General features: G+C 41.7%; 35 protein-coding genes. 22 read left to right on the forward strand and 13 right to left on the reverse strand.

From position 1 onward, the window contains the following. Window positions 1-8: 8 nt before the first annotated feature. The 12 genes from M0M83_RS07500 to M0M83_RS07555 all read right to left on the reverse strand — a co-directional run bounded on the left by M0M83_RS07500 (window position 9) and on the right by M0M83_RS07555 (window position 4,467). Window positions 9-758 carry a Rha family transcriptional regulator gene (locus M0M83_RS07500; RefSeq protein ID WP_248468061.1) on the reverse strand — a complete coding sequence of 250 codons (750 nt, stop codon included), beginning with the start codon at window positions 756-758 and terminating at the stop codon, window positions 9-11. Window positions 759-760: 2 nt separating this feature from the next. Then, window positions 761-976 (reverse strand): hypothetical protein, encoded by a 216-nt coding sequence (locus tag M0M83_RS07505; RefSeq protein ID WP_248468062.1) that lies wholly within the window; start codon window positions 974-976, stop codon window positions 761-763. Next, window positions 973-1,182: a hypothetical protein gene (locus tag M0M83_RS07510; RefSeq protein ID WP_248468063.1), complete on the reverse strand. Its 210-nt coding sequence runs from the start codon at window positions 1,180-1,182 to the stop codon at window positions 973-975. Before M0M83_RS07510 ends, M0M83_RS07505 begins: the two co-directional genes overlap by 4 nt. Then, a complete protein-coding gene (locus tag M0M83_RS07515) occupies window positions 1,175-1,480 on the reverse strand; it encodes an ANR family transcriptional regulator (RefSeq protein ID WP_248468064.1) in 306 nt (101 codons plus the stop codon). Before M0M83_RS07515 ends, M0M83_RS07510 begins: the two co-directional genes overlap by 8 nt. Next, entirely contained in the window at window positions 1,477-1,818 is a 342-nt protein-coding gene (locus M0M83_RS07520) for a hypothetical protein (RefSeq protein WP_248468065.1), read from the reverse strand. The genes M0M83_RS07515 and M0M83_RS07520 overlap by 4 nt, the downstream gene beginning before the upstream one ends. Before the next feature lie 75 nt (window positions 1,819-1,893). Further along, window positions 1,894-2,316, reverse strand: coding sequence for a hypothetical protein (locus M0M83_RS07525; RefSeq protein ID WP_248468067.1), 423 nt, complete (start codon window positions 2,314-2,316; stop codon window positions 1,894-1,896). A 1-nt stretch (window position 2,317) separates the two neighbouring features. Continuing rightward, on the reverse strand, window positions 2,318-2,809 hold the full coding sequence (locus M0M83_RS07530) for a hypothetical protein (protein ID WP_248468069.1): 492 nt from the start codon (window positions 2,807-2,809) through the stop codon (window positions 2,318-2,320). Window positions 2,810-2,811: 2 nt separating this feature from the next. Beyond that, entirely contained in the window at window positions 2,812-2,997 is a 186-nt protein-coding gene (locus M0M83_RS07535) for a hypothetical protein (RefSeq protein ID WP_154633109.1), read from the reverse strand. Beyond that, on the reverse strand, window positions 2,997-3,176 hold the full coding sequence (locus M0M83_RS07540; RefSeq protein ID WP_248468071.1) for a hypothetical protein: 180 nt from the start codon (window positions 3,174-3,176) through the stop codon (window positions 2,997-2,999). The genes M0M83_RS07535 and M0M83_RS07540 overlap by 1 nt, the downstream gene beginning before the upstream one ends. Beyond that, the gene (locus tag M0M83_RS07545) at window positions 3,169-3,363 is read right to left on the reverse strand and encodes a hypothetical protein (RefSeq protein ID WP_248468073.1); all 195 of its coding nucleotides are present in this window, start codon (window positions 3,361-3,363) and stop codon (window positions 3,169-3,171) included. The genes M0M83_RS07540 and M0M83_RS07545 overlap by 8 nt, the downstream gene beginning before the upstream one ends. Before the next feature lies 1 nt (window position 3,364). Beyond that, window positions 3,365-3,580, reverse strand: a complete 216-nt coding sequence (locus M0M83_RS07550) for a host cell division inhibitor Icd-like protein (RefSeq protein WP_248468075.1) — start codon at window positions 3,578-3,580, stop codon at window positions 3,365-3,367. Window positions 3,581-3,759: 179 nt separating this feature from the next. Beyond that, window positions 3,760-4,467 (reverse strand): LexA family protein, encoded by a 708-nt coding sequence (locus M0M83_RS07555; RefSeq protein WP_154633106.1) that lies wholly within the window; start codon window positions 4,465-4,467, stop codon window positions 3,760-3,762. Between the two features lie 94 nt (window positions 4,468-4,561). On the opposite strand from M0M83_RS07555, the gene M0M83_RS07560 reads away from it, so the two are divergent. The 10 genes from M0M83_RS07560 (at window position 4,562) to M0M83_RS07610 (ending at window position 12,227) form a co-directional block, all read left to right on the forward strand. Next, window positions 4,562-4,789: a Cro/CI family transcriptional regulator gene (locus M0M83_RS07560; protein WP_423811133.1), complete on the forward strand. Its 228-nt coding sequence runs from the start codon at window positions 4,562-4,564 to the stop codon at window positions 4,787-4,789. A 506-nt stretch (window positions 4,790-5,295) separates the two neighbouring features. Further along, window positions 5,296-6,864: a DEAD/DEAH box helicase gene (locus tag M0M83_RS07570; protein WP_248468077.1), complete on the forward strand. Its 1,569-nt coding sequence runs from the start codon at window positions 5,296-5,298 to the stop codon at window positions 6,862-6,864. Beyond that, entirely contained in the window at window positions 6,861-7,841 is a 981-nt protein-coding gene (locus tag M0M83_RS07575; RefSeq protein ID WP_248468079.1) for a DUF7146 domain-containing protein, read from the forward strand. Before M0M83_RS07570 ends, M0M83_RS07575 begins: the two co-directional genes overlap by 4 nt. Next, window positions 7,841-8,224 (forward strand): antiterminator Q family protein, encoded by a 384-nt coding sequence (locus M0M83_RS07580; protein ID WP_248468081.1) that lies wholly within the window; start codon window positions 7,841-7,843, stop codon window positions 8,222-8,224. The genes M0M83_RS07575 and M0M83_RS07580 overlap by 1 nt, the downstream gene beginning before the upstream one ends. A 273-nt stretch (window positions 8,225-8,497) precedes the next feature. Next, window positions 8,498-9,514, forward strand: a complete 1,017-nt coding sequence (locus M0M83_RS07585; protein ID WP_248468083.1) for a nucleoid-associated protein — start codon at window positions 8,498-8,500, stop codon at window positions 9,512-9,514. Then, window positions 9,514-10,728, forward strand: coding sequence for a hypothetical protein (locus tag M0M83_RS07590; protein WP_248468085.1), 1,215 nt, complete (start codon window positions 9,514-9,516; stop codon window positions 10,726-10,728). The genes M0M83_RS07585 and M0M83_RS07590 overlap by 1 nt, the downstream gene beginning before the upstream one ends. A gap of 87 nt (window positions 10,729-10,815) precedes the next feature. Next, window positions 10,816-11,085 (forward strand): HP1 family phage holin, encoded by a 270-nt coding sequence (locus M0M83_RS07595; RefSeq protein WP_004918813.1) that lies wholly within the window; start codon window positions 10,816-10,818, stop codon window positions 11,083-11,085. Continuing rightward, window positions 11,085-11,555: a lysozyme gene (locus M0M83_RS07600; protein WP_248468087.1), complete on the forward strand. Its 471-nt coding sequence runs from the start codon at window positions 11,085-11,087 to the stop codon at window positions 11,553-11,555. The genes M0M83_RS07595 and M0M83_RS07600 overlap by 1 nt, the downstream gene beginning before the upstream one ends. Further along, window positions 11,537-11,719 carry a hypothetical protein gene (locus M0M83_RS07605; RefSeq protein WP_248468089.1) on the forward strand — a complete coding sequence of 61 codons (183 nt, stop codon included), beginning with the start codon at window positions 11,537-11,539 and terminating at the stop codon, window positions 11,717-11,719. Before M0M83_RS07600 ends, M0M83_RS07605 begins: the two co-directional genes overlap by 19 nt. A gap of 19 nt (window positions 11,720-11,738) precedes the next feature. Then, window positions 11,739-12,227: a hypothetical protein gene (locus tag M0M83_RS07610; protein WP_248468091.1), complete on the forward strand. Its 489-nt coding sequence runs from the start codon at window positions 11,739-11,741 to the stop codon at window positions 12,225-12,227. Window positions 12,228-12,624: 397 nt separating this feature from the next. Here the strand turns inward: M0M83_RS07610 and M0M83_RS07615 are convergent, their stop codons facing one another. Beyond that, the gene (locus M0M83_RS07615) at window positions 12,625-13,161 is read right to left on the reverse strand and encodes a hypothetical protein (RefSeq protein ID WP_248468093.1); all 537 of its coding nucleotides are present in this window, start codon (window positions 13,159-13,161) and stop codon (window positions 12,625-12,627) included. Between the two features lie 145 nt (window positions 13,162-13,306). Here M0M83_RS07615 and M0M83_RS07620 point away from each other — a divergent pair, with 145 nt between their 5' ends. The 12 genes from M0M83_RS07620 to M0M83_RS07675 all read left to right on the forward strand — a co-directional run bounded on the left by M0M83_RS07620 (window position 13,307) and on the right by M0M83_RS07675 (window position 22,664). Beyond that, on the forward strand, window positions 13,307-14,044 hold the full coding sequence (locus tag M0M83_RS07620) for a terminase small subunit (RefSeq protein ID WP_248468094.1): 738 nt from the start codon (window positions 13,307-13,309) through the stop codon (window positions 14,042-14,044). A gap of 62 nt (window positions 14,045-14,106) precedes the next feature. Beyond that, the gene (locus M0M83_RS07625; protein ID WP_248468431.1) at window positions 14,107-15,354 is read left to right on the forward strand and encodes a PBSX family phage terminase large subunit; all 1,248 of its coding nucleotides are present in this window, start codon (window positions 14,107-14,109) and stop codon (window positions 15,352-15,354) included. A 216-nt stretch (window positions 15,355-15,570) separates the two neighbouring features. Further along, entirely contained in the window at window positions 15,571-17,028 is a 1,458-nt protein-coding gene (locus M0M83_RS07630) for a DUF1073 domain-containing protein (RefSeq protein WP_248468096.1), read from the forward strand. 67 nt (window positions 17,029-17,095) lie between these two features. Then, window positions 17,096-17,644, forward strand: a complete 549-nt coding sequence (locus M0M83_RS07635) for a phage minor head protein (protein WP_336432238.1) — start codon at window positions 17,096-17,098, stop codon at window positions 17,642-17,644. Between the two features lie 50 nt (window positions 17,645-17,694). Then, complete coding sequence (locus M0M83_RS07640; protein ID WP_248468098.1) at window positions 17,695-18,969, forward strand: DUF2213 domain-containing protein; 1,275 nt, start codon at window positions 17,695-17,697, stop codon at window positions 18,967-18,969. Window positions 18,970-18,979: 10 nt separating this feature from the next. Further along, window positions 18,980-19,483, forward strand: a complete 504-nt coding sequence (locus M0M83_RS07645) for a structural cement protein Gp24 (protein WP_248468100.1) — start codon at window positions 18,980-18,982, stop codon at window positions 19,481-19,483. Window positions 19,484-19,493: 10 nt separating this feature from the next. Continuing rightward, window positions 19,494-20,441, forward strand: coding sequence for a DUF2184 domain-containing protein (locus M0M83_RS07650; protein WP_248468102.1), 948 nt, complete (start codon window positions 19,494-19,496; stop codon window positions 20,439-20,441). 39 nt (window positions 20,442-20,480) lie between these two features. Beyond that, window positions 20,481-20,855, forward strand: coding sequence for an STY1053 family phage-associated protein (locus tag M0M83_RS07655; RefSeq protein WP_248468104.1), 375 nt, complete (start codon window positions 20,481-20,483; stop codon window positions 20,853-20,855). Beyond that, a complete protein-coding gene (locus tag M0M83_RS07660) occupies window positions 20,824-21,234 on the forward strand; it encodes a DUF4054 domain-containing protein (protein WP_105881000.1) in 411 nt (136 codons plus the stop codon). The genes M0M83_RS07655 and M0M83_RS07660 overlap by 32 nt, the downstream gene beginning before the upstream one ends. Then, complete coding sequence (locus tag M0M83_RS07665) at window positions 21,231-21,740, forward strand: hypothetical protein (protein WP_048606721.1); 510 nt, start codon at window positions 21,231-21,233, stop codon at window positions 21,738-21,740. Before M0M83_RS07660 ends, M0M83_RS07665 begins: the two co-directional genes overlap by 4 nt. Further along, on the forward strand, window positions 21,740-22,126 hold the full coding sequence (locus tag M0M83_RS07670; protein ID WP_248468106.1) for a head-tail adaptor: 387 nt from the start codon (window positions 21,740-21,742) through the stop codon (window positions 22,124-22,126). The genes M0M83_RS07665 and M0M83_RS07670 overlap by 1 nt, the downstream gene beginning before the upstream one ends. Beyond that, the gene (locus M0M83_RS07675; RefSeq protein ID WP_105881002.1) at window positions 22,119-22,664 is read left to right on the forward strand and encodes a phage neck terminator protein; all 546 of its coding nucleotides are present in this window, start codon (window positions 22,119-22,121) and stop codon (window positions 22,662-22,664) included. The genes M0M83_RS07670 and M0M83_RS07675 overlap by 8 nt, the downstream gene beginning before the upstream one ends. The last annotated feature ends 1 nt before the right edge of the window (window position 22,665 follow it).

The following is a 22,665-nucleotide window of genomic DNA, read 5'->3' on the forward strand; positions in this document are numbered from 1 at the left end:
TTATCCCCTTACTTTGAACCGAATAATTTTTTAAGATCAACATCATGAATTTCTAGCCAAGCTTCAGCGGGCCATGACTTAACACTACCGAACCGAGGGTCGGGTACTATCTCAACCTCAATCCCTCGCTCTTTGCACCACTTGCGCATTGGGTAAGGGCTATGCTTGATGCCAGTTGCATTCTGTACTGCGGTAATAGTTGCGTGTTTTACACTCTCACCTAGTCGTTCTGATAGCTGGCGATTTTGGCGAGTGGCGGCGCTTAACTTTCCAAGTGCGGAAGCTTCTCGGCTGCGACTAATTTGTGACTTGGTGCGCTCGGCGATGTCTGCTCGCTCTTTTTCAGCAATGCGACCCGCCTCTGACTCCATAGCCATTTGAAGAATTTCCATTTTGCTAAGTACTGGCTGGGTAGCTGCAGGTTTCGCTTGCCCAGTTTCCAGAGCGTGCCAACGGTCAATAATTGCCGCACGGCGAACTACGTCATAGCCCGAAATAAGAATTTCAGTATGTCGACGGTCTAGCTTGATTTCAGATATATAACTACGGGAGTCAATGACAGCAATTACACCTTCAATCAATGTAATTTCTTGATTTTTATAATGACCCAAATTTGGTTCATCTTTTTTAATGCTATAGAGCTGCTCAAGCATCACCCATATATCTCTTATGACGTGCGTGTGTTTTTTACTTGTAAGTTTCGCAATCTCTTGACTGCCCATCATTGGTTGGTGATTTTGTGTAATTAATTCGCTCATAATTAAACCTTCTTAATATCAATTTTTAACTTCTTGGCTAATCGGCGCTGTTGTCTATTTAGTGGCATTCGAATGTCATCGCCGTTTCTTTCAAATTGGGATAGGTGTTTGCAGACATTGGCATAATCTTTAACTTCATTTCTTTCTAAACTAAGCCCTTGGGCAATTGTCATGCCTGCAACACCTTGCTGAGTTCTGCTGCGTTTTCTTTTGCTCATAAATAACTCTCCGTCACTTTAATTTTTGCTTTAGATAAACAACGGTCAGTTGCTTGACTACTTATTTTCTGTTGATCACTTAACGCGCCATTTACTGGCGGTTTGGCAATGTAAAAAGCTTTGTTATATTGCTCAGCGGCACGTCGATATAACCTTCTATCTTCAAGTGACTTGCCAGTATTCATATAATGTTCAAAGTTACTCACAGCTCACCTCCGAAGTTTTATTAATATTGGCTTCCAGTAATTCAGCTTCTTTTTTACTTTTAATTTTTTCCCTTGCTTTTTTATTACGTTCTTTTTGTTGTTCTTCATATTCAATTGCGCGAGTTAATAAAGAATTACGCAGTGAGTTGTGCTCTATTCGATATTCAGCCCACCGCAAGTCTTTTTCTGTTCTGGCTAAATATTTAGCCTGCCCCCACAATATGGATGCTTCTAAATAATCACCGGCTTGTTCTGCCTTTGCTGCCTGTTGTGCAACACTTAAATAACTTGGCTTCATTTATTCATTTCCTTTTGATGTAAATGTTCAGCAATGAGCAAAGTAATATCACTAATGAACTCTTTGCCTTCATCAGTTAGCTTTCCGTGTTTATTGTAAAAACTATCGTAGACTTCAATTATTTGCTGGTCGGTTGCTCCTGCTTCTTTACGGCAAATGTTATTTTCGTATAAGTTGATTAATGATTGTTTTAATACCTCAGTATCTAAATCAACTCGGTATTTAATACCATCGACAGTTCGCTCGAATGTTGATGCTTTCTTTTTACTTTTTAGATAATCAAAGATTGCATCAATAAAATGTTTTCTTCTTTTGTCTAATAAAGTTAATTTTTCCATTTTCTTATTCCTGAATTTAGATAAGGGGATTCCCTCAGCATTGACGCTGATTTGAATTTAAATTTGTTTTTTTAATTATTTATTGGTTATTGCTTCTTGAAGTCTGCCGTATTTTATTGCCGCATCTTCCTTTGCTTCTTCGAATTTGGTGTTTGCTTTCTGCCATTCCTTTTCTAACTGTAAAATATGTTTTTCTTTTTTAAGCTTTTGTTTTAAATCTCGATATATTTCAGCTTGCCTATCTATATACTCTGGCAGCATTGCACCGCGCTTAAAGGCATGAGTACCACCAGGCAACTGTGTTTTAATGTCTGGCTCGTTAGTTGGCTTGCCTAGCTTACTAAATTCATCACTAGCAAGGATGTGTGCATATTTATTGATAGCTGCATCTTCAGTGAAATAGCTTTTATTGCACGGCTGAACAAAATAAACCTCACGAGTAATGACCTGAATGTCGTGACCTGTTGTTATTTCTATAGGCTTTGCTTTGTTTGTCATTTTAATTTTCCTTAATAAGAGTGTCTAAACTATTGAGTGTTTTACTTAATGTATTTGCCATTAAATCTAATTGTGCATATAGCGTTGGGGTATCTGGTTCATTTTCGTATATGTCACTTTTAAGTTGATGCAGAGAAAGCTCGACATTATTAATATCCCCAATAGCACCATGTAATTTATTTTCTGATAACTTACTATTTTGATTGGGGGGGGCAGAACGCCGTTTAATTTCCTCACTAGAATAATAAACATTATCATCTAATGCTTTAGCAATAATAATTGACTCTTGAATCAATAAACCTATTTTACATAGAACGTCTTTTGATAAAGGGTCATTGTCACTACATGAAGAGTCAAACAATAAGGTACCAATTGCTCCGACACCTTCAATTAATGCTTCTGATGTCATTTCGTTATTAATAGAAATTCCACTAAGTTGCTCGATTGAGTAGTTTTTGAAATCTTTTATTTTTATCGTATCGCTAGTTTTCATTTTCACTTCCCAAGATTAATTTTAATTAATGACTCATGGGCGCGAATCACTGATAATAAGGCTACAGCCAAAGTATTTAGGGTGTTTTCATTATCAATAAATCCTGAATCTAAAATTAAATTAATAATGGCCTTTGCGTAGGTTAATTCAGTGTTAGCTGCATCTCTTAATTGAATATTGTCATTCACTATTCTTTCTCCAAAATATCATCGACCTCAGTTTCACATTGAGCGATTAATTGATTGGCTATATGTTTTTCACTGTTGTCTCTATTTAGATATTGAGCGGCAATTAAAAACGCTTTCACTCGGTTAAACACATCCATACATTCACTAACTTGTACTTTGGGGGGGGCTGTTTTATTCATGTCCATTATCCCGTTGTGCATTTTCTTCAATTAACCAACCGGCTACAGGGTTGGATAGTTCGTAAGCCAATTCAATTAAACTATCGATAACTGGATCGCCTGCAAATTGGCTATTTAACTGGAATAGTACTGCATTCAGTTGGGCGCTTTTTTTTGCGGCGACACTTAATTTAATTTCGTGTGACATGTCACGCTCCTACAGGTGTTTGTGATGCCAGTGATAAAACATAATCACGTACAAGTTGTAATTTTGCTGATTTCAAATCAGCTGCATAAACCTCTTTGCGTTCTCCTTTGGCTTGTGGATCACTACGCTTTACGGCAAAGAAGCAGAACTTAAACAGACCTGTACGGATATCAGGTTTAAGTACGTTGGTATTTGACGCATAATGTATAGTCGGCATTTTTTAAACCTTAAAATTATGATGTGCTTTTAGTATTACCACTAGTGATAAATAAGTCAACACCGCAAGTGATATTATTTCATCACTAAAGGTTATATATTTGATTTTGAAAGGGATAAAAAATAAAAAAGCCCGGCGTATTTATCGCTCGGGCTTGGGGATTTGATGTGTTGGGGGAGTTAAAACGTGTCGTCAGGCCACTGGGACTTAACTACTTTGCCAATAATATGGCAGTCAACTCCACAGGGTATTAGTTCATATCTAGGGTTCAGTGGTTCAAGGTATGGTCGGCCCGCATCTCGAATTAATCGTTTAAATGTGAACTCATCGCCATTCATTCTAGCGATACAGAAGTCTCCCGCGTCAACAGGCTCTTCAGGATCAACAAGTATCAGCATCCCTTCAGGGAAGCTAGGGCGTCCACCTTGTGGAGCTGTCATCGAGTGACCTTCAACCTCTAACCAGAATGCGCTGTCGCTTGCTTTTCTAGCTGTAGGAATCCATGCAATTGCATCTTTTTTGGTGTAGGAATGTTCATTTTCAGTGAATGAACCTGCTTGTACCTTTGAAAGCAAAGGGTATTCGTATGTATTAATAATCTGTTCTGAGTTTGATAAGACGGATTGATAAACCTCCCGAATTTCTTTAGCTAGAAATGGGCTTATGTCCTCAACGGGGACGTCCAATATTTTAGCAAACTTAGCTGCATGCTCATGATTGATGGCATTTACACCATTTAACAATTGAGCTACTCCGCTTTGTCCCATTCCAAGCATTTCACCAAGAATTTCTTGCGAAAGCCCTAGATCTTTTTTCTTAGATTCAAAAATAGATTTTAGGCGAATGGCATCTGCTTTCTGTTCATCAGTCAACGGTTTCTTTTTCATGTGGCAATAATATCACCTCTGGGAATAAAAACAATCACCGCAGGTGTTGATTATTTTATCATTAGCGGTGATAATTGTCTGAGGAGGGACATTCATGGAAAAAATTGAATTGTCAGTATTAGTTTCAATGCTGGGGCAAAAAAAAGTTGCTGATCTGTTTGGTATTCAGCAAAGCGCGATTAATAAGGCGATAAAAACTAATCGAAAAATTTTCGTCATTAAAGTTGGTGGCGAAGTTGTCGGCGCAGAAGAGGTTAAGCCTTTTCCTAACAAGCCTAACAGTGATTTTTATGCACCAGATACACAACATACCGATGCCTAAGCATTACTTTCCTGATGACGCTAAGTGGATTCAGGAAATGTTATTGCAGCTGTCACCGAGTGCGAGAAACAGGGCGCTGGTGGCTTATTCCGAAGTGTATCAGGAGCATTGGGAATTAGAGCCAGTTTCATACCGCAAAGACAACAAAGCGAGACATGAAGCGAACTCAAGACTAAGGCAGTACGTGAGACGTTATTCGAAGGCAATGCAAGGTTATACCTCAGCGCCGTTGTTGGTTGGTCAGTAATTTCATTAAGGGAGTATTCAGGGGTTAAGACGTTTAGCCGTCTAGACTGTTTTCTGGGGAAGAGGGGAAAACTTTCTAGGGGGGTAAGGGGGGTGATCTTTGAAAGGGGTGTTAGGGAAGGCACTGCCAAGGAAGGAGTTAGATCTTAAATATAGATCTCTATAGGGGTTATAAATACCACCAGCCGTTTAGATGGCTAAATGATAAATATTCCAAAGGCTTCGTCCTTGGCAGGGTAGATTATTCAAGTGAGGAACGGATGTTAAACATTACGCCAAATTTTGCACAGGAACGCGGTTTAGCTATGTTGCGTGAACACTGGAAGCAAAACCGCACGTTTATGATTTATAGCCCAACAGGGAGTGGTAAAACAGGGTTAGCCGCATTTATCACAAACGGTTATATCAATCGCAATATGCGAGTTATGTTCTGTGCGCCATATACAAACCTGATCGCCCAAACATCTGAGCGTTTTCAAGAATATGGCATACCAATGGAAGAAATCGGATTTGTTTGGGCCAATCATCCCAATTATGACCCAACAAAATTAATCCAAATTGCCTCAGCAGATACGGTTATTCGTCGTGAGTTTCCTGACAACATTGATTTACTCATCATCGACGAGGCCCATTTACGCCGAAAGAAAATACTCGAAGTCATTCGTGATACAGACCTCAAAGTAATCGGGCTTTCTGGAACACCTTTTTCCCCATTTCTTGGTGAATATTACGAAAGGCTGATTAAACCTACGACGATGAAGGAGCTTATTCAGCGTGGGGATCTAAGTAAATACGAATTTTACGCACCGACAAAACCAGATTTATCAAAAGTGAAATCAGTTCGTAGTGAGGAATTCGGTAGTGATTATAAAGAGGCTGAAATTGCTGAAATTATGTCAGGTGCGGATTTGGTTGGCGACGTGGTTGATAACTGGCTGGCTAATGGTGAAAACCTACCAACGATCTGTTTTTGCGTCACTGTCAGCCATGCAAATTATGTCACTGTTGCTTTTAACCGATCAGGGGTAAATGCGGAAGTCATTACAGCTGATACGCCACATGATGAACGTCGAGTCATCATTCACCGTTTCGAACAGGGTGCAACCAAGATCATTGTTAATGTCGGAACGCTTGTCGCAGGTTTTGATAGTGATGTTCGTTGCATCATTTACGCCCGACCTACTAAATCAGAAATCCGCTGGGTGCAGTGTCTTGGTCGCGGATTACGTAAAGCGCCGGGCAAAGATAAATGTCTCATCTTTGATCATTCCGGTTCTGTCCATCGCTTAGGCTTTCCTGATGATATCGAATATGACGAATTGCCAAGCAAAAATGATGGCATGAAAGAGGTTAATAGTTTTCGTGAGCAAGAAAAACGCGAGAAGAAACCGAAAGAATGTACCTCATGCCACTACATGAAGCCTGCAGGTGTTTACGTTTGCCCTAAATGTGGATTTAAGCCACTCGCCGGGGAAGACGTAGAAGTCGATACGACACGCAATATCAAAAAATTAGGTAAGACTGAAAAAGTTTACACCCAGCAAGAAAAGCAAAGTTTCTATTCCCAACTTAAATATTACCAAAACGTCAGAGCGGTTGAAGGCAAGCCGATTAGTGACGGGTGGGTAGGTCACACATTTAAAGAAAAGTTCGGTGTATTCCCCTATGGGCTACACAGCACTCCTCAAGAGATTACACCAGAGGTTAGCAATTTTATTAAACATAAGCGGATCCGTTTCGTAAAAGGTCAGCAAAAAGCAAAAGAGCAGTTCGCTCGTATTAAAGGTCAGTTAAAAAATAACACACCACAGCAAGGAGCATTACTTTGAATACAATTGAAGCCGCAAAAGGACAATGGGCAAAAATCTTTGCGCATTACGGGCTACCCCCTATAACTGGGCGCAAACACTTTAAAGGCAAGTGTCCATTATGTGAGAGAAAAGGCAAGTTTCGTATTGATGATAAAAATGGGCTAGGTACATGGATTTGCACCTGTGATTCGGGTACTGGCTTTCAATTACTGGAAAAAACACAAGGTAAGAGTTTTAAAGTTCTCGCTGATGAAGTGGACACGCTTCTTGGCAATCATCGAGAAAATATAGCACCTAAACCACAAACTAAAGATACCTCAATTGCAGGGTTTAGAGAGCGGATCATCAAGTGCTATTTAAACCTAAAATCACTGAAAGATACCTCAGCAGCGAAATATCTACACAATCGCGGTATCTATGAGCTGCCGAGTGAACAGGTTAAATTTTGTGATAAGCAACCCGTAAAACATAACCCTAACAGCTTTCAAGCGATATGGGCGCTTGCAACAGACTCAAAAGGGCAGCTCTGTTACCTGCATAGGACGTATTTAGAAGGCGATAAAAAAGCGCGGCTATCTCTGGTCAAACGAATGGATGCGCTACAGGAGGATAACTACTTAGAGTATGCAAGTTCCGTCGCTATTCGTATGTTCCCCGTAGCTTCAACGTTGGGAATTGCTGAAGGGATCGAAACTGCACTTTCCTGTAAGCAAATCTATGGCGTCAATACTTGGTCAACAATGAATGCGGGCCATATGGCAAAATTTGTCGCTCCAAAAGGTGTTAAGCATCTAATTGTCTTTGCGGATAACGATTGGAGTGCAACGGGCGAGGCGGCTGCTTATGAATGCGCCAGAAAAAACCTAGTGGCCAACAATGATATTGAAAAAGTAAGCGTCAGATGGCCCGACTTAAACGATTTTAACGACATGCTCACACAAGGTTGTGACGCAAGAGAACGTGTTTTTATTCGGAAACAGAGAGAGGCGGCTTAATGCGTGATATACAACAGGTTTTAGAACGATGGGGCGCGTGGGTCGCTGATAATAGTGAATCAGTCTATTGGCCATCAGTTGCGGCAGGATTCAGTGGACTAATACCAAATAAAGTTAAGTCTCGCCCTCAATGCTGTGAAGATGATGCCATGATTATTTCTAGCTGTATGGCCAAATTAAATCAGAAAGACAGCGAAATGCATGACTTACTTTTTGATTACTATGTTTTTGGCAAAACGTTTATGCAGCTCGCTTATGATAGGCATTGTTCAGATGGACATATAGGTAAAAAGCTACAAAAAGCAGAAGGTCAAATAGATGGGATGTTAATGATGCTCGATATCTTACTTGAAATGGATAAATATGTAGAAAAAATTACATGAAAGGCTTTACGTACGTAAAAATGATGATATTGTGATAAGACTGACATCAAGGTCAACTAGCTTATGAACCTCGCCAACGGCGGGGTTTTTATTTGTGCTGGATGTCTATAAATACATTAATTATTTTTTAGATATAGCGCTAAGTTTTGAACTGCCTTTGTTTGCCTTTATTTTTTATGTGGTAACCTACGAAATAATTTGAGTTATGTGAATTGATGATTGAATCCACATAAGTCGATTGGTTAATTACGTTTTAAATTAAAGGAATTCGATGTGGCCAATGATGAACCTATTGAAATCGAAGTAAGAAATGTAGTTGTTCATATTCTTAATAAAGAACAGCATGGTGATGCAAGTCAAACGCTTAGCCCTGCTATTAGCGCTGTAACTCCTGCATCGCAAAGGTTGATTGATGCTCTCTGCGAGCGCTATTCAGGAAGAACAGGTAAAGGTTATGGTCACTTTGAGGGAGATACAGATAATTATCCAATGGAAAGGATTGTTACTGATTATTTAAATGCTCCTGATTCATTCTATCAAATTTCAGTTCGCATGATGAATCATCTAGTTGATCGCTCTCAACAGGAGACCATGGCAACAGGAGGATACGTTCTGTTTTCTCATATTGTTATTGGGCAGCATGAACATATACTTATAGCCATGGTAAATGCTACAACCGGTTCAGCAATTACTGATAATTTTATTATTGAAGATAGTGTATATTTAGATATTGCGAAGTTACGAGTTGCTGGCCGTATCGATATAACCGCTTGGCAGAATGGAGCTGAACGCTATATTAGTTTTCTTAAAGGGCAGACATCCGTTTCAAATTATTTCAAGCGATTCTTGGGATGCAATGATGTTTTAATAGCAAAACAAGAGTCTGAAAAGCTGAAAGAGGCTCTTCAGGCATTTGCTGTTGAGCAGGAGCTTGAAGGTGAAGAAAAAGAAAATTTTCTTGGTAGAGCTTTTGAGTATTTGAGAGACCTGAGTAAAGCTGATGAGCCTTTAAATTTAGAGACTTTTGTCAATGCGATATGGCCACAGGATCCAGATACTTTATCGGCCAAATTATCATCAGAAGAATTTGAGTTATCCGATGGGTTTATCCCTGATGGTCGAGTAATTCGAGGGTTAGTTAGCTTCAAAGGGAAATCACAGTATTGGGAATTGAAGTTTGACCGAGCTGGCATAAATGATGGCTCAGTGGAATATAATGAAGAAAATAATGAAATTATCCTCAGAAATATTTCAGACGAGCTCCGGAAGATATTCTTAGATGAGGTTTAATGGTGAGCGGTTCAGTTTCATTTGAGCAACTTATAGAACTATATAGAAGAATTGAGTTTGTTGATAACTCAATGACAGTTTCTTTTTTGCTTGAAAAACAAACCGATTGCGACTTTATAGCCCAGTTACTTGATGACGAGCAAAAGTATGGAATTATGCTTGATTCAGGGGATTTGGTTATAGGACAAACGCTTCGTTTAACTATTGGCTTGCCAAGAATGTCATTTGGGCGTTTTTTCCTTAATGTCAAGGAAATGCTACAGGCTCCTAAAAATCAGTGTACTGAGCTGGATAACTATTTTATTTTTGATATTCAGTTTGCAAAAAAAGACACGGAAGTTCCGCAAGAGATAAAAAACTATAGGATGGTAATTAGTTTTTTATCTCTGCTAGAGGAAGGTTCTGCATATTTTGACAAAAGTACATATCAATATATTTTTCTAGGCACTGAGGTTTTCAAACTTTCTCCACGCTACTCTTATGAAACTATAAGAGACTTAGATAATGCATCTTTAGAAAACTTAATGTCATGTTTTAAAGAAGATACCCATAGAGAACAAAAATTAGATATTTTAGTTAAGAGTATTCAAGCGATTACTGAAGATATTGATGATCAGGAGAAATTTGAATACATGCTGAACAACCTTCAAAAACTTAAGGAGCAGTTTTTAAAGGGGTATAAGATTTTTGCTTCAGGATTCTCATACGATAAGATCATGGATCAACTGCGTACTGCTAAAGTAGAAGAAATGGGGAAAATACATAAAGCATTTTCAGATATCCAAAATCACATACTTGGCATTCCAGTTGCCTCAATCATCGTTGCGACTCAGTTTAAAGAAGCATCGACATGGCAAGGGCAAGGAATAACCAATACTTTTATTTTATTAGGGTGTTTTATATTTATTTGTTTAGTTTTCTTGGTGTTATGCAACCAAAAACAAACTCTTAAGGCTATAAGTGAAGAGCTAGTACACAAGAAAAAACAAATAAACAAAGAGTATTCATTTATTAAAGATGATATTGATGGCGTTTTTAAGTCAATAGATAGCCGACTGACTATACAACGTTGGGCATTCAGAGCTATAGGAGTTATATTGGTTGTAGGGCTGGTTTCGACAGTGCTTGCTTATATCTTAGTAACTAAGCCAGTTCTAGCTTATGTTACCGCTCATTGCAGTTGGTTTGCATCATTTGTAGAACTACTCAATTAATAATCAATATCATCATTTTATGACAAAGGTCACTTCGGTGGCCTTTTTTATTATCTAAATATCGGGCACTCCGTAGGGGGTGAAATCATGCGTATGGATAAATATAGCAACGCAGCCTACGGTAGTGCTGGGCTTACAGCATTCTTTGCAAGCTTATCGCTTTATGAATGGGGTTTTATTATCGGGATGGCGTTCAGCATCATCCTAGGCTTGGCGACTTTCTTCATGAATAGGCGGGAACAACGAAAGCGAACACGTTTATTTGAAGAACTCGTTAATAAAACCGACCCTCTAAACCCGTCAGCTACTGCACGAAAAGCCGCCGAACTTATGGCGAAAGCCCCTAAGGATATCTAATGTCACTCAAACAAAAACTAACTGTGCTTGTCAGCGCAGGGGCTACGGCTATCGCTTTAATAGTGATTGCTCATTTTGAAGGTGTTAGATATGAGCCTTATGAAGACGTGGGTGGTGTACTGACGGTTTGTTATGGCCACACAGGAAAGGACATCATTCCTAATAAAGTTTACTCAAAAGATGAATGTAACGAATTGCTTGAGTCAGACTTTCAGCGCACTAAACAGCAGGTAGATAAGTTGGTTAAGGTGCCAACTGATGATTACACCAAAGCCGCGCTGTATTCATTTGCATTTAATGTTGGTACCGGCGCATTTGCTAAGTCAACAATGCTCAAAAAGCTAAATGCAGGTGACCAATATGGCGCATGTGAAGAACTGAAAAAGTGGGTTTACGCTGGTGGTAAGGTATGGCGTGGACTTGTAAATCGTCGAGAAGCGGAGGCAGCTATATGTCATGGAAGCCTATAGTGGCTGTAATTTTCTTTATGCTGCTTGCGATATCAATAATTGCTTTCGGTGCTTACCGTATGACAGATAACACATGCGGTATTGATAAAGTCAGTTTAGAAAAGCGTTGTCAAAAAGCTATCGATCACTACAAGGGTAGGCAGGTGAATTATGAAATTCGATAAATCATTCTGGCTATTCATTATGGTTGTTGGTCTAGGCTGGTGGGTTGTTACTGTTCACGATAACAACAAACTACTTGAAAAAGAGAATGAGAGACTACAAAAGGACAATACAAATCAAAGCAAGATAATTGCCAGTCAATCATTTGAGTTTAACCGCATCAATCAGCTAACCAGTACAGCATACCGCAATGGGCTTCTATCTGAAGCGAAATCGCAGGAGAAAGTCATTGAATACCGAACCATTCTCAAGAAAGAGCCTACTTGTGATCTTGTTGTGCCTCAGTTTGTTACTGATGGGCTGCTCAACTACACATACCGTTTACGAGCCAGCACCTTGTATGGAAATCCCGAGCGTATTGACGCAGCAGGTGTTGGTGCCATTACCGCCAGAAAATTAACATATTGTCAGGCTATCGAGTGGATAGATCCTTTATTGAAAACCATCGATAAAGCAAATACGCAACTTGAAGCCATAGAACAAGCAAAGAAAAAACCACAGGCTAATTAACCTAATTCCCATGATGAGGAACGCGCCGCATTGTCGCTGTCTCATATGTTAGCTATGACCTATCTTCCTTATGTAGTGAGCGCATGCTGAGAATCAAAAACAATGAATACCACCGTTTTGGTTATTTGTCGGGCATATCACAGTAACGTTTGCTGTGGGTAGAAGAAATGACGTGACTGCGGGAGAGACCGCATGAGTTTAATCTACATAATTAAAGGTATCCAATATAATGAAGAATAATAAAGAATCTACCCAATCACTAGGTATTACCCTTGACTGCCACTCACTAACAATAAGAAATAAAAAGGGAGAAATAGTGTTTTCAACCCTTTCTAGTGCAAAAGAAACTGACGATTCCAAATTAGCCTTGAGAATATTAAATGAGGCTATAGCAGACCTAATCCGAGGCGGGTAAGTCAACAGTATGAACTAGTGCTCCAACGAGTATAGGAGAGGATAAAAGAACTTCTAGCTTAGGTGGCCTTCGCTCCCCTGTAACTGGCGCATGATTTGTTATTTCCCCCCACCAGTATCTTTTAGCATATTCGAGGTAATCAGCGTCATTGCTAGGTTTGTAATCCAACCAATTGCTATCACACGTGAAGAATTTATCAGCAAATACTTCATAAATATTTATTTTTCCATAAATAATTGGAGTTATGCTTTTAGCGAAATAAATAGCATCTTCAATAGATAGCGCAGCAAAAAAAGAGCTAAGGCGGCTAGGCCTAATAGAAAAAGCAGAAATATTTTGTCTTACATATTCAAGAGTGCGCTCTCGATTTTCTGAATCACTTAAATCCTTAACAGTTTTATGTAAGTCATATATGTTTGTGTATTGTTTGCCAAACATAGATAACCCATCTATATCTATGATCATTCCTGAATGTAATGAATTGGCTCGATCAGCATGATAAAAACGATATTTTTGCATAATAAAATCTCAGGCTTTAGTTAAAGCGGTCATGTCCGTAACTGATTTTTTTCATTGGATAATATTATGCCTAACTTAAGTATTTTAGTTAATTAGAAAGCCTACTATTGAGTAAGTTTTCCAATAAGCTAAGGAGATAAACACGATGGCTAAACCGGATTGGGGGACGCTACAACAACAGTTCCTCGCCGCTCATGCCGAATCAGGAATATCCCCGAAAGAGTGGTGCGAAGAACAAGGGTTAAAATACTCAACTGCGAAACGCTACATTAAGATTGCGAACGGTAGTGCGAATTCGCAAAAAAAAAGTGCGAATGAAACTGCGAATAAAAGAATTCGCAAAACTGAGCAAAGTACACCTAGCACTAATGCTACTCAAAACGAACATTCAGATAATTCGCAGAATGAAGCGACGGAACCCGCGGGGATATTAAAGCCTCAGCACGAAAGCTTTGCACAGAATATTGCGCAAGGGATGACGCAGAAAGATGCTGCAATTTGCGCAGGATACTCACCAACGCGAGCAGACACTCAAGCCCCAATATTATTAAAGCGTCCTGATGTTCGCAGGCGCATTAGAGAGTTGCGCCAAGAAGCAGCATTACTTGTCACGTTCAATGCTAAAGATTTGGCTGACCTTTCATTCAAAGCAGCCAAGGATGCCCTTGAAGATAAAAAGTTTGGTCAGGTAGCACCAAACATAAAAAACGCCGCACAGCTAACCGGTATTGAAATGAGCACCAATAAAACAGAGGTGAACGTTGAATTAGCCGGGTTAAGTTATGGAAAAGTTTGTATCGTCACTCCAGCTACGTGCCCTCCTGAAGTTTGGGATGCACACATGGAGAAACTACGAGAGGGAAAGCAGAGCACCCAACAATAATAGATGGCGTTCTTTATTCGTTTAGTAGCGATTGGGTTCCTTCGGTTCTATACGATAAGCCGATTGGTTCAGTTCGTTGGCGCTGGACTTATGGCGGGCGCGGTGGTGGTAAATCTGTAGAGATTGCCCGAGCGCTTGTATTGTTGGGTGCTAATGAGTCAATGACGATACTTTGTGCTCGTGAGTTCCAAAATTCTATCAATGATTCTGTATTGGCATTGCTAGAGTCTGAAATCTATAGCCTTGGTTTATCTCACTTCTACAAAGTGAAGAATAATGAAATTGAAGGGTTGAACGGAACTCGATTTACCTTCAAAGGTCTGCGTAACAATATCAACAGCATTAAATCGATGCATGGCATCCGTGTTTGTTGGGTAGAAGAAGCGCAAACAGTATCACAAGATAGTTGGGACATTTTAGGCCCTACTGTTCGAGCTAATAAATCTGAGGTTTGGGTGTCGTTTAACCCGCGAGAGGAAACGGATCCGACCTATCAGTTAATGAAGCGACACGAGGCTGACCCGCCTGACGGTGGCGTTATTATTTTTCGTGTTAATTACAGCGATAATGCTTTTTTCCCTGATGTACTTCGCCATGAAATGGAGTATTGCAAGCGCGTTGATTATGAAGCTTATGAGCATATTTGGTTAGGGCTGCCTCGGGCAATTAGTGAGGCGGTTATCTTCTCTGGTAAGTATCGAGAAGAAATGTTCCCTGATGATTTGTGGCAACAGGCAGATCGCCTCTTTTTCGGTGGTGACTTCGGCTTTGCCAATGACCCCAGTACATTAATTCGTTGTTTCATCATAGGGCGCAAGCTTTATATCGAATATGAGGCATACGGAGTAGGCGTTGAGCTTGATGAATTATGGAAGTTCTACGCTGGTAAGGATGGGGCAACTGCTGAACAGCTTACACAGTGGAAAGAGGGCGACGAAAAGAAATATCCTGGTATACCGCAATCAAGGAAGTGGCCTATTCATGCAGATAACAGCCGGCCAGAGACAATAAGTTATTTATCTCGCCAAGGCTTTGTTATTGATGGCGCAACTAAATGGCCCGGTAGTGTTGAAGATGGTATCGCATATCTTAAAGGCTTTGAGGAAATCATTATCCATCCTCGATGCAAGCACATGTTAGAAGAAGCCCGACTGTATTCTTATAAAGTAGACAGAATGACGGGTGAGATTTTACCTGTAGTGCAAGATAAGCATAACCACTGTTGGGATGCGGTTCGCTACTCCCTTGATGGTTACATTACAAGCGAAGGTGATCTGGGTGTTTGGGCTTCCTTGGGTAAACAGACCTAATTGCTAGAAATAGCTCTTTCAGATTGAAATGGCGTCGAAATTGATTTCTGGTTTTCATTAACAAATCAATAACAATATAACGGGCGATTTAGAGTGAGAAAATATCTACTTTTGCCCGTTATAGGTGACATTTTAATTGAGTTGGAAAGTCGCGGTACACATAAGCACCATTATGTTAAATAGCCCTCCTTTTTAATAAATTATCATGAGGTTTAAATGTCTCGTAAGCAACGCCGAAACGGCGCAAAAAAGCCCGTTAAAACAGCTGACGGGTACAATAACTTCCAAGCCAAAATTGGCCCAGAAACACAGAACATTCAAACGGGCGGCACTTATGTTCCCGGTTACATTACCCGTAACCGAACCATGCTTGAATTCGCTTATCGTTCATCGTTCTTAGTTGGCGCGGGTGTTGACGCTATTGCAGATGATATGACCCGAAAAGGCGTCAGTATTAGCTCAAGGCTCAAGCCAACGCAAAAGGGTAAGATTGAGAATTTCTGGGATAACGCAGCTATCTGGGATGGATTAAACGATACGTTAAAATGGTCTCGTCTTTATGGTGGCGCAATTCTTGTTGTCCTTATCGATGGACAAGATATTTCAACAGAGCTAAACCTAGAAACAGTGGATAAGGGGCAGTTTAAGGGCGTAATGTGCCTTGATCGCTGGCAGTTAGACCCAACCTATGATGATTTAGTGACAGAGTATGGCCCGCATTTCGGAAAGCCGAAATATTACAGAGTCATCGCAGGCAATAACGAAGCGCAAGGCTGGAAGATACACTATTCTCGCGCAATACGAATGGAAGGTGACAAGTTACCCTATCAGCAAGCACTGACTGAGAATGGTTGGGGGATGTCGGTAGTAGAGCGTATTTTTGAGCGGATACAAGGTTTTGATACTGCAAGTGCAGGAACAACTCAGCTTATTCATAAAGCACACCTTAGAACTTACAGCATCAAAGGTTTAAGGCAGATACTGGCAACCGGTGGTGATTTAGAAAAAGGATTAATGCGGCATTTAGATATGATCCGCGAATTTCAAACTATTGAGGGCATGACGCTGATGGATTCAGACGATGAATTCGCCACTCATAGTTATTCTTTTTCAGGTATCGCTGATGTCATATTGCGCTTTGCTGAACAGGTATCAGGCGCTACAGGCATCCCACTTGTACGTTTGTTTGGTCAATCTCCCTCGGGGTTCAGTACGGGGGACGGTGACTTAGAAAACTATTACAGCCGTATCAACTCACTACAAGAGCGACACTTAAGGCGGCATATTCGTTGGTTGATGGATATTTCTTGGCGTTCATTATTTGGCGAAGAATTACCGGAAGACCTGACCTTTGAGTTTAATAAGCTCTGGGATATGTCAGACGCCGACCGAGCAACAATGGCAAATAATATTGCTACAGCACTGGGCACATTGGTAGACCGACAGATTATCCCTATTCATGTGGCCATGAATGACCTACGGAACATTTCTGATGTGATAGGTATCGGGGGGTCAATCACAGACGAGGATATTGAAGATGCGAAAGCCCAGTGGGAGACGGATGAATTTGAAACCGGCACTGCGCCGTCGTTCGGAGATCCAATACCAACAAAGCCTACAGGCGATAGTGAGCCAGATAAACCAAATCGTCACTGGCTCTTACGATGGTTCTGAGCATAGCGCGGGGGTCATCACCAGCAACCTAATTGATTATTCTCACATGCTGGATGAATGGTCTACGCTGGTGGCCCATAAAATGTTCTCGCAAGTTGAGCGTGAAGAGTGGGGGCAGTGGCACTCTGTATCAGAGCAAATATCTGAGGGGTTGCGTGACGTGGTTGGCAATACACCAGTCGGTCAGGTGGCTCAAGATATTGTCTATCGACAAATTCAGTTAATGAAATCAATTCCGATTGAAGCTGCTGAGCGTGTTCAAGATATTCAATCCCGAGCAATTGAAGCAGTTATCAATGGTGAGCGCCCTGATGCGCTGTATCAAATGATAATGGAAACGGGCAACGTAGCGTCCAGCAGAGCGAAGCTCATCGCCAGAACTGAAATAGGGCGAGCTACAGGCGCACTTACTCAAGCGAGGGCATTATCAATTGGCTCGGAGGGGTATTGGTGGCGAATAGAGGGCGCAGGCACTAGACCGTCACACAAGAAAATGCGTGATAAATTCGTTTATTGGCATAACCCACCTACGCTAGACGGCATGACCGGGCATGCGGGATGCCTACCTAACTGTAAATGCTGGTCAGAGGTACATGTACCGAAAGCCAGATTCTAACAGGTCGCCTAGTGCGGCTTTTTTATTGTCTGCAATTTGGCAGGTAAAGCATGAAATACTTTTTTGTCACTAAGCTGGGGGAAACGAGATATCTCCAGCCTGATGGCTCATTGCTGTGTAAAAACGTTCCCATTGCGCGTACTGGCTCTCAAGTCTACTTACCCGAAGAAATCGGATTAGAGCCTGATACTAGTGGAACGGTGACGGTGTACCGAACTGAAGATGAAGTGTTTTCAGAAGAAACAATGGCTTCATTTGAAGGTGTCGCAGTCACATTAAGGCATCCAGAAGATAAAGACGGCAATATCGTTTTTGTTAACCCCTCTAATTTTGCCGAATTAGCGCATGGACATATTCAAAATGTTCGCAGAGGGGAAGGTGATAAATCAGACCTACTCATTGCGGATGTGTTGGTTAAACGGCAAGAAGCTATTGACGCTATCAATGCGGGGCTGATTGAGGTCAGTTGTGGCTATGATGCGCAATACAAGCAGCTATCACCGGGTAAAGGGAAACAATATCAAATCACGGGCAATCACTTGGCTGTTGGACTTGAAAAAGGCCGGGCGGGTGTTCGTTGTTCTATCGGGGATTCAGCCCCAACCAAAAAGAAGGAGAGGCCTGTAATGTCATGGCTTAAAAAATTGGGTATCGCAATCAAAACGAAAGATGAGGCTGCATTACAGCAACTTATCGACGAAGCGCCGGATATGCCATCTGAGGGCATGAATTCTATTCCGGGTGTCACTATCAATATGAATACGCCTTCACAATCAACCGCATTACCTGTCAGTGAGCGCACCACAACCGATGAGGGTAAAGATAAGCCTGAAAATCAGACCGGTGATAATGAAATCCCCGAGTGGGCAAAGGCTATCTTATCGCGCTTAGAGAAGCTAGAAGGCGAAACGGCTGATACGGATCCTGACGATGATACCAAAACAGGCGATGATGACGAAGAAGAGGATAAAAAGGTAACGGGTGATGCGGCTTACCGTCGAAGCCTCATTGCGGATGCTGAAATCATTTGCCCGGGCTTTAAGCCTACAGGTGATAAAGGGATCAAGCGCCAAGTTCTTGATCATGCTTTCCGCACAGGTGATAGCGCTTACCTTAAATCATTTGGTATTCAAGACTACAGTAAAGCACCAAAAGCCACGGTTGATGCGGTCTTTAAAGGTGCAGTCGAGCTGAATAAAGCCAAAAATCATATTGCGCCTATCAATCAGGGTATTTCTACCACTGATAGTGCAGCGCGTACAAAACACATGACACCAGCGGAAATTAACAAAATGAACGCTGATTTCTGGAAGAAAAACAAATAAAGGTAATCACATGGCAGGAAATGCATATTTAACCCGCATGCCAATCGGCATTGTCGGGGGTATTACTCGTCCTCGCGAATCGACAGTAGAAGCCGTTACGTTGGACAATAAAAAGCCATTCTTAAGTTATGGGCTGGTGGGTAAATACGATTCAGACAAGTTCGTGCCACTCCAAGAAGGGGACACGGCAGATAAGGTGAAAGGTATTTTAGTTCGCCCTTACCCAATCACGTCATTAACGGACTTAGCCCATTTAGGCATTACAGCTAACCAAGTGGCTGACAATCTCAAGCGAGGTTATATCTGCGTTAAAGCGACTGGCGGAAATGCGCTGAATGCGAAAAAAGGCGATCCGGTGTTTATTCGTGTTGCTGGTGGCACTGAAGCAAGTCCGATTGGTTCGTTTGTTTTAAAAGCTGATGCAACAGCAGAAAACACACCTCAGCTACCTAATGCTGAAATTATGGGGCCGGGTGAAGCTGACGGTCGCATTGAAATTGCTTACAACATCTAAGGGGTATTGAATGTTTACAGTTGATAGAGCAACCATCGACTCAGCCGGTGTATTTTTAGTTGGCGAATTAGAGCGGATGGATCAGACGTTAAACTTACCATTAGCGTCAGTAAAATGGACGCGAGATATGCCATTGCGCAGCGATATCTCGATTGCAGATGAAGTGTCTTCATTTACGAATACCGATTTTGCTAGTGTCGGTGGTCCAAATCCTAACGGTAAAAACTGGATGGGTAAAAAAGGTACCGCGATTGCTGGTATTGAACTAAGCATTGATCCAACCCGTAACAACTTGACGCCGTGGGCGCAGGAAGTGGGCTGGACAGTTTTAGAGTTGGCTTCTGCTCAGAAATTAGGGCGTCCTATCGATACCCAGAAATATGAAGGTATGAAGCTGAAATGGCAAATGGACACCGATGAGCAAGTGTATATCGGTGATTCTGAGCTAGGAGTACCAGGCTTACTCAATTTACCAAGCGTGTCACCTGTTGCAGCTGCTGCGCCGTGGACAGCGACTACCGACCCTGATGTTATTGTGCAGGATATCAACTTAGTCCTGACGGATGCGTGGGTGCGTTCTGGTTATGCGGTCTGCCCGGGTAAAATTGGTTTAGCGCCTGAGCTTTTTGGTTTACTGGCCAGTAAAAAAGTCTCTTCAGCAGGGAATATCTCTGTCTTGGAATACGTGAAAATTAACACAATTGCATTCCAAGAAAACGGTGAGCCATTAGAAATCGTTTCGATGAAGTTTGCTTCTAAGCGTGGTGCTGGTGGCGCTCATCGTATTGTTGCGTATACCCAAGACGAGAAGTATGTCCGCTTCCCAATGGTTCCATTGCTGAATACGCCACTTGAGTATCGCGGTATGCAACAGTTGACTGTTTACTACGGTAAATTAGGTCAAGTGGAAACGCCTTATTCAAATACCATCTCTTATTTGGATATTCCTGCCGCTTAATGCTGGCGGGGAAACCCGCCCTTTTATTGGAGTTACACGATGAAATATATCGTTGCCAAAGGTGCTAAATTAAGCTTTCCTGACGGCACTCATTTTGATTTGCTTGAAGGCATTCATGATAGCGCTGAATTTTCTAAGCAAGTGACAGAACATTGGGCGTTTTCAGCGTATGCGAAACCTCTTGATGAGTCTGAGCTACAAAAAGAAGAAGAAAGCAAAAACATGGGTGTAAAGATTAAATCGCTTGAAGATGAAATCATAGCCCTGAAAGCCACACTGAAAGAAAAAGACGATCTCATCGCGAGTCAGTCGGATGAAATCACCGCTCTGAAAGCGGCATCTACAGTGGAAACCAAAACAGATAAAAAACAGGGGGCTGCGGATGGCAAGAAACAGTCTTCTGCCGACAGTTGATAAATTCCGCACTGACTTCCCTGAATTCACCGATACCGCTAAATATCCCGATACCTCAATCAGTTTTTACTTAGGACTTGCTGATACTTTGCTTGACCAAGATAAGCATGGTGACCAGTTTGTTTATCTATCCGAACTGTTCACGGCTCATTACATGGAGTTAAAAGGGCGCTCACTGGCAGTCTCTGCTATGGGCGGCGGGGTTAATAGTTCAGGCGGCGGTGTTGTCTCATCTAAGTCGATTGATAAAGTTTCTGTGGGTTATGACACTTCCGGCACAGTTAACCCTGATGCTGGGTTTTGGAATAACACGGGTTACGGTCGAGAGTTCTATTGGTGGTGGTCAATGTTTGGCGCTGGTGGAAGGCAATTACTATGAGTGGCGTAAAGATAACTCGGGATAATGCGGATGCCATTTTGACGGCAATTAAAAAGCTATCAAACATGGATGTATTGGTGGGTATTCCCGCTAACAAAGCACAGCGTGACGATGGTGAATACCTCAATAATGCTGAACTGGGCTATCTACAGTCAACGGGGGCAACAATCAGTATCGGTGGTGAAACGGTGACATTGCCGCCACGCCCCTTTCTCGATATGGGGATCGAAGATACACGAGATATCACTTCCAGCCATTTAGTTGCCGCTGCGGATTATGCCATAACAGGCAAATTTGAAGCAGCCCAACGGGAATTAGAACGAGCCGGTATGGTTGCCTCGAATGCAGCTAAAAAAGTTATCAGTGATGGTGATCGCCTTGAGCCACTTTCAGAAGCAACGCTACAGAAACGTAGAGCTAAAGGGATGGATGGTGAAAAGCCACTCTATGACACCAGTAGCTTACTTAAATCCATCACCTACCTTGTCAGAAATAAGGGGGAATAATGCCTTTACTCGATGTTAGCGAAATTTTGTTAGATCCTGATTTTGTCGATATGTCGCTGGTTTGCCATCGAAGCACTCAGGTAACTGATGATGATGGATTCACCACAAATAGCACGCAAAACCTACACTTTGCTGGTGTTGTGACCGTTGACCGTTCTCTCGAGGCAAAACGGATGGAAGCAGGACAGGCCATTGGTGGCGCGATCTTAATTGTCACGCAGTTTCGTCTAACTCAAGGCTATCAAGGTGTTGATGCCGATATCGTCACGTATCAAGGGCGAAAGTATCGCGTTACATTTGTTGATCCCTATACAGCTTACGGGGCTGGATTTGTTCAGGCCCATTGCGAATTGATGGAGTTTGACGGAGGGCAGCCTATTGAGTAACGACAGCACTTCATCTGGATATCTAACACCGGTAGGGGCAATGCCCGATTACGATGAAGAACTGGAACGTCAAATCAGTCGATGGATAAGAGCGGTTTCAGGGCTTCCGGCAAAAATGGTGCTGCCACGATGGACAGAAACGCAACCCAAAATACCTGCTGCAGGTACAAACTGGTGTGCATTTGGGATTATGGATTTTGATAATGAACATAGTCCTGCTGCTGTCCAGCTTTCCGAACACCATCATGAACAATGGTCACATGAAAGCATGCAAATCTTATGCTGCTTTTATGGCCCACAAGGGCAACGCATAGCCACTCAGTTTCGTGATGGTTTGTTTGTTAGTCAGAATAACGCGGAACTATCTCGGGTTAACCTTTCTTATATCGACTGCGGTCGGATCCGACCCGCCCCTGAGCTTATCAACAATCAATGGGTAAGACGTTACGACATTACGGTGACATTACGCCGCAAAGTGGTTCGTGAGTACGGCATCAAAACAATCGTAGACGCCCCCGTTAAATTCTTTGGAGAATAAT

This window comes from Providencia rettgeri, assembly GCF_023205015.1.
Classification (GTDB): Bacteria; Pseudomonadota; Gammaproteobacteria; order Enterobacterales; family Enterobacteriaceae; genus Providencia; species Providencia rettgeri_E.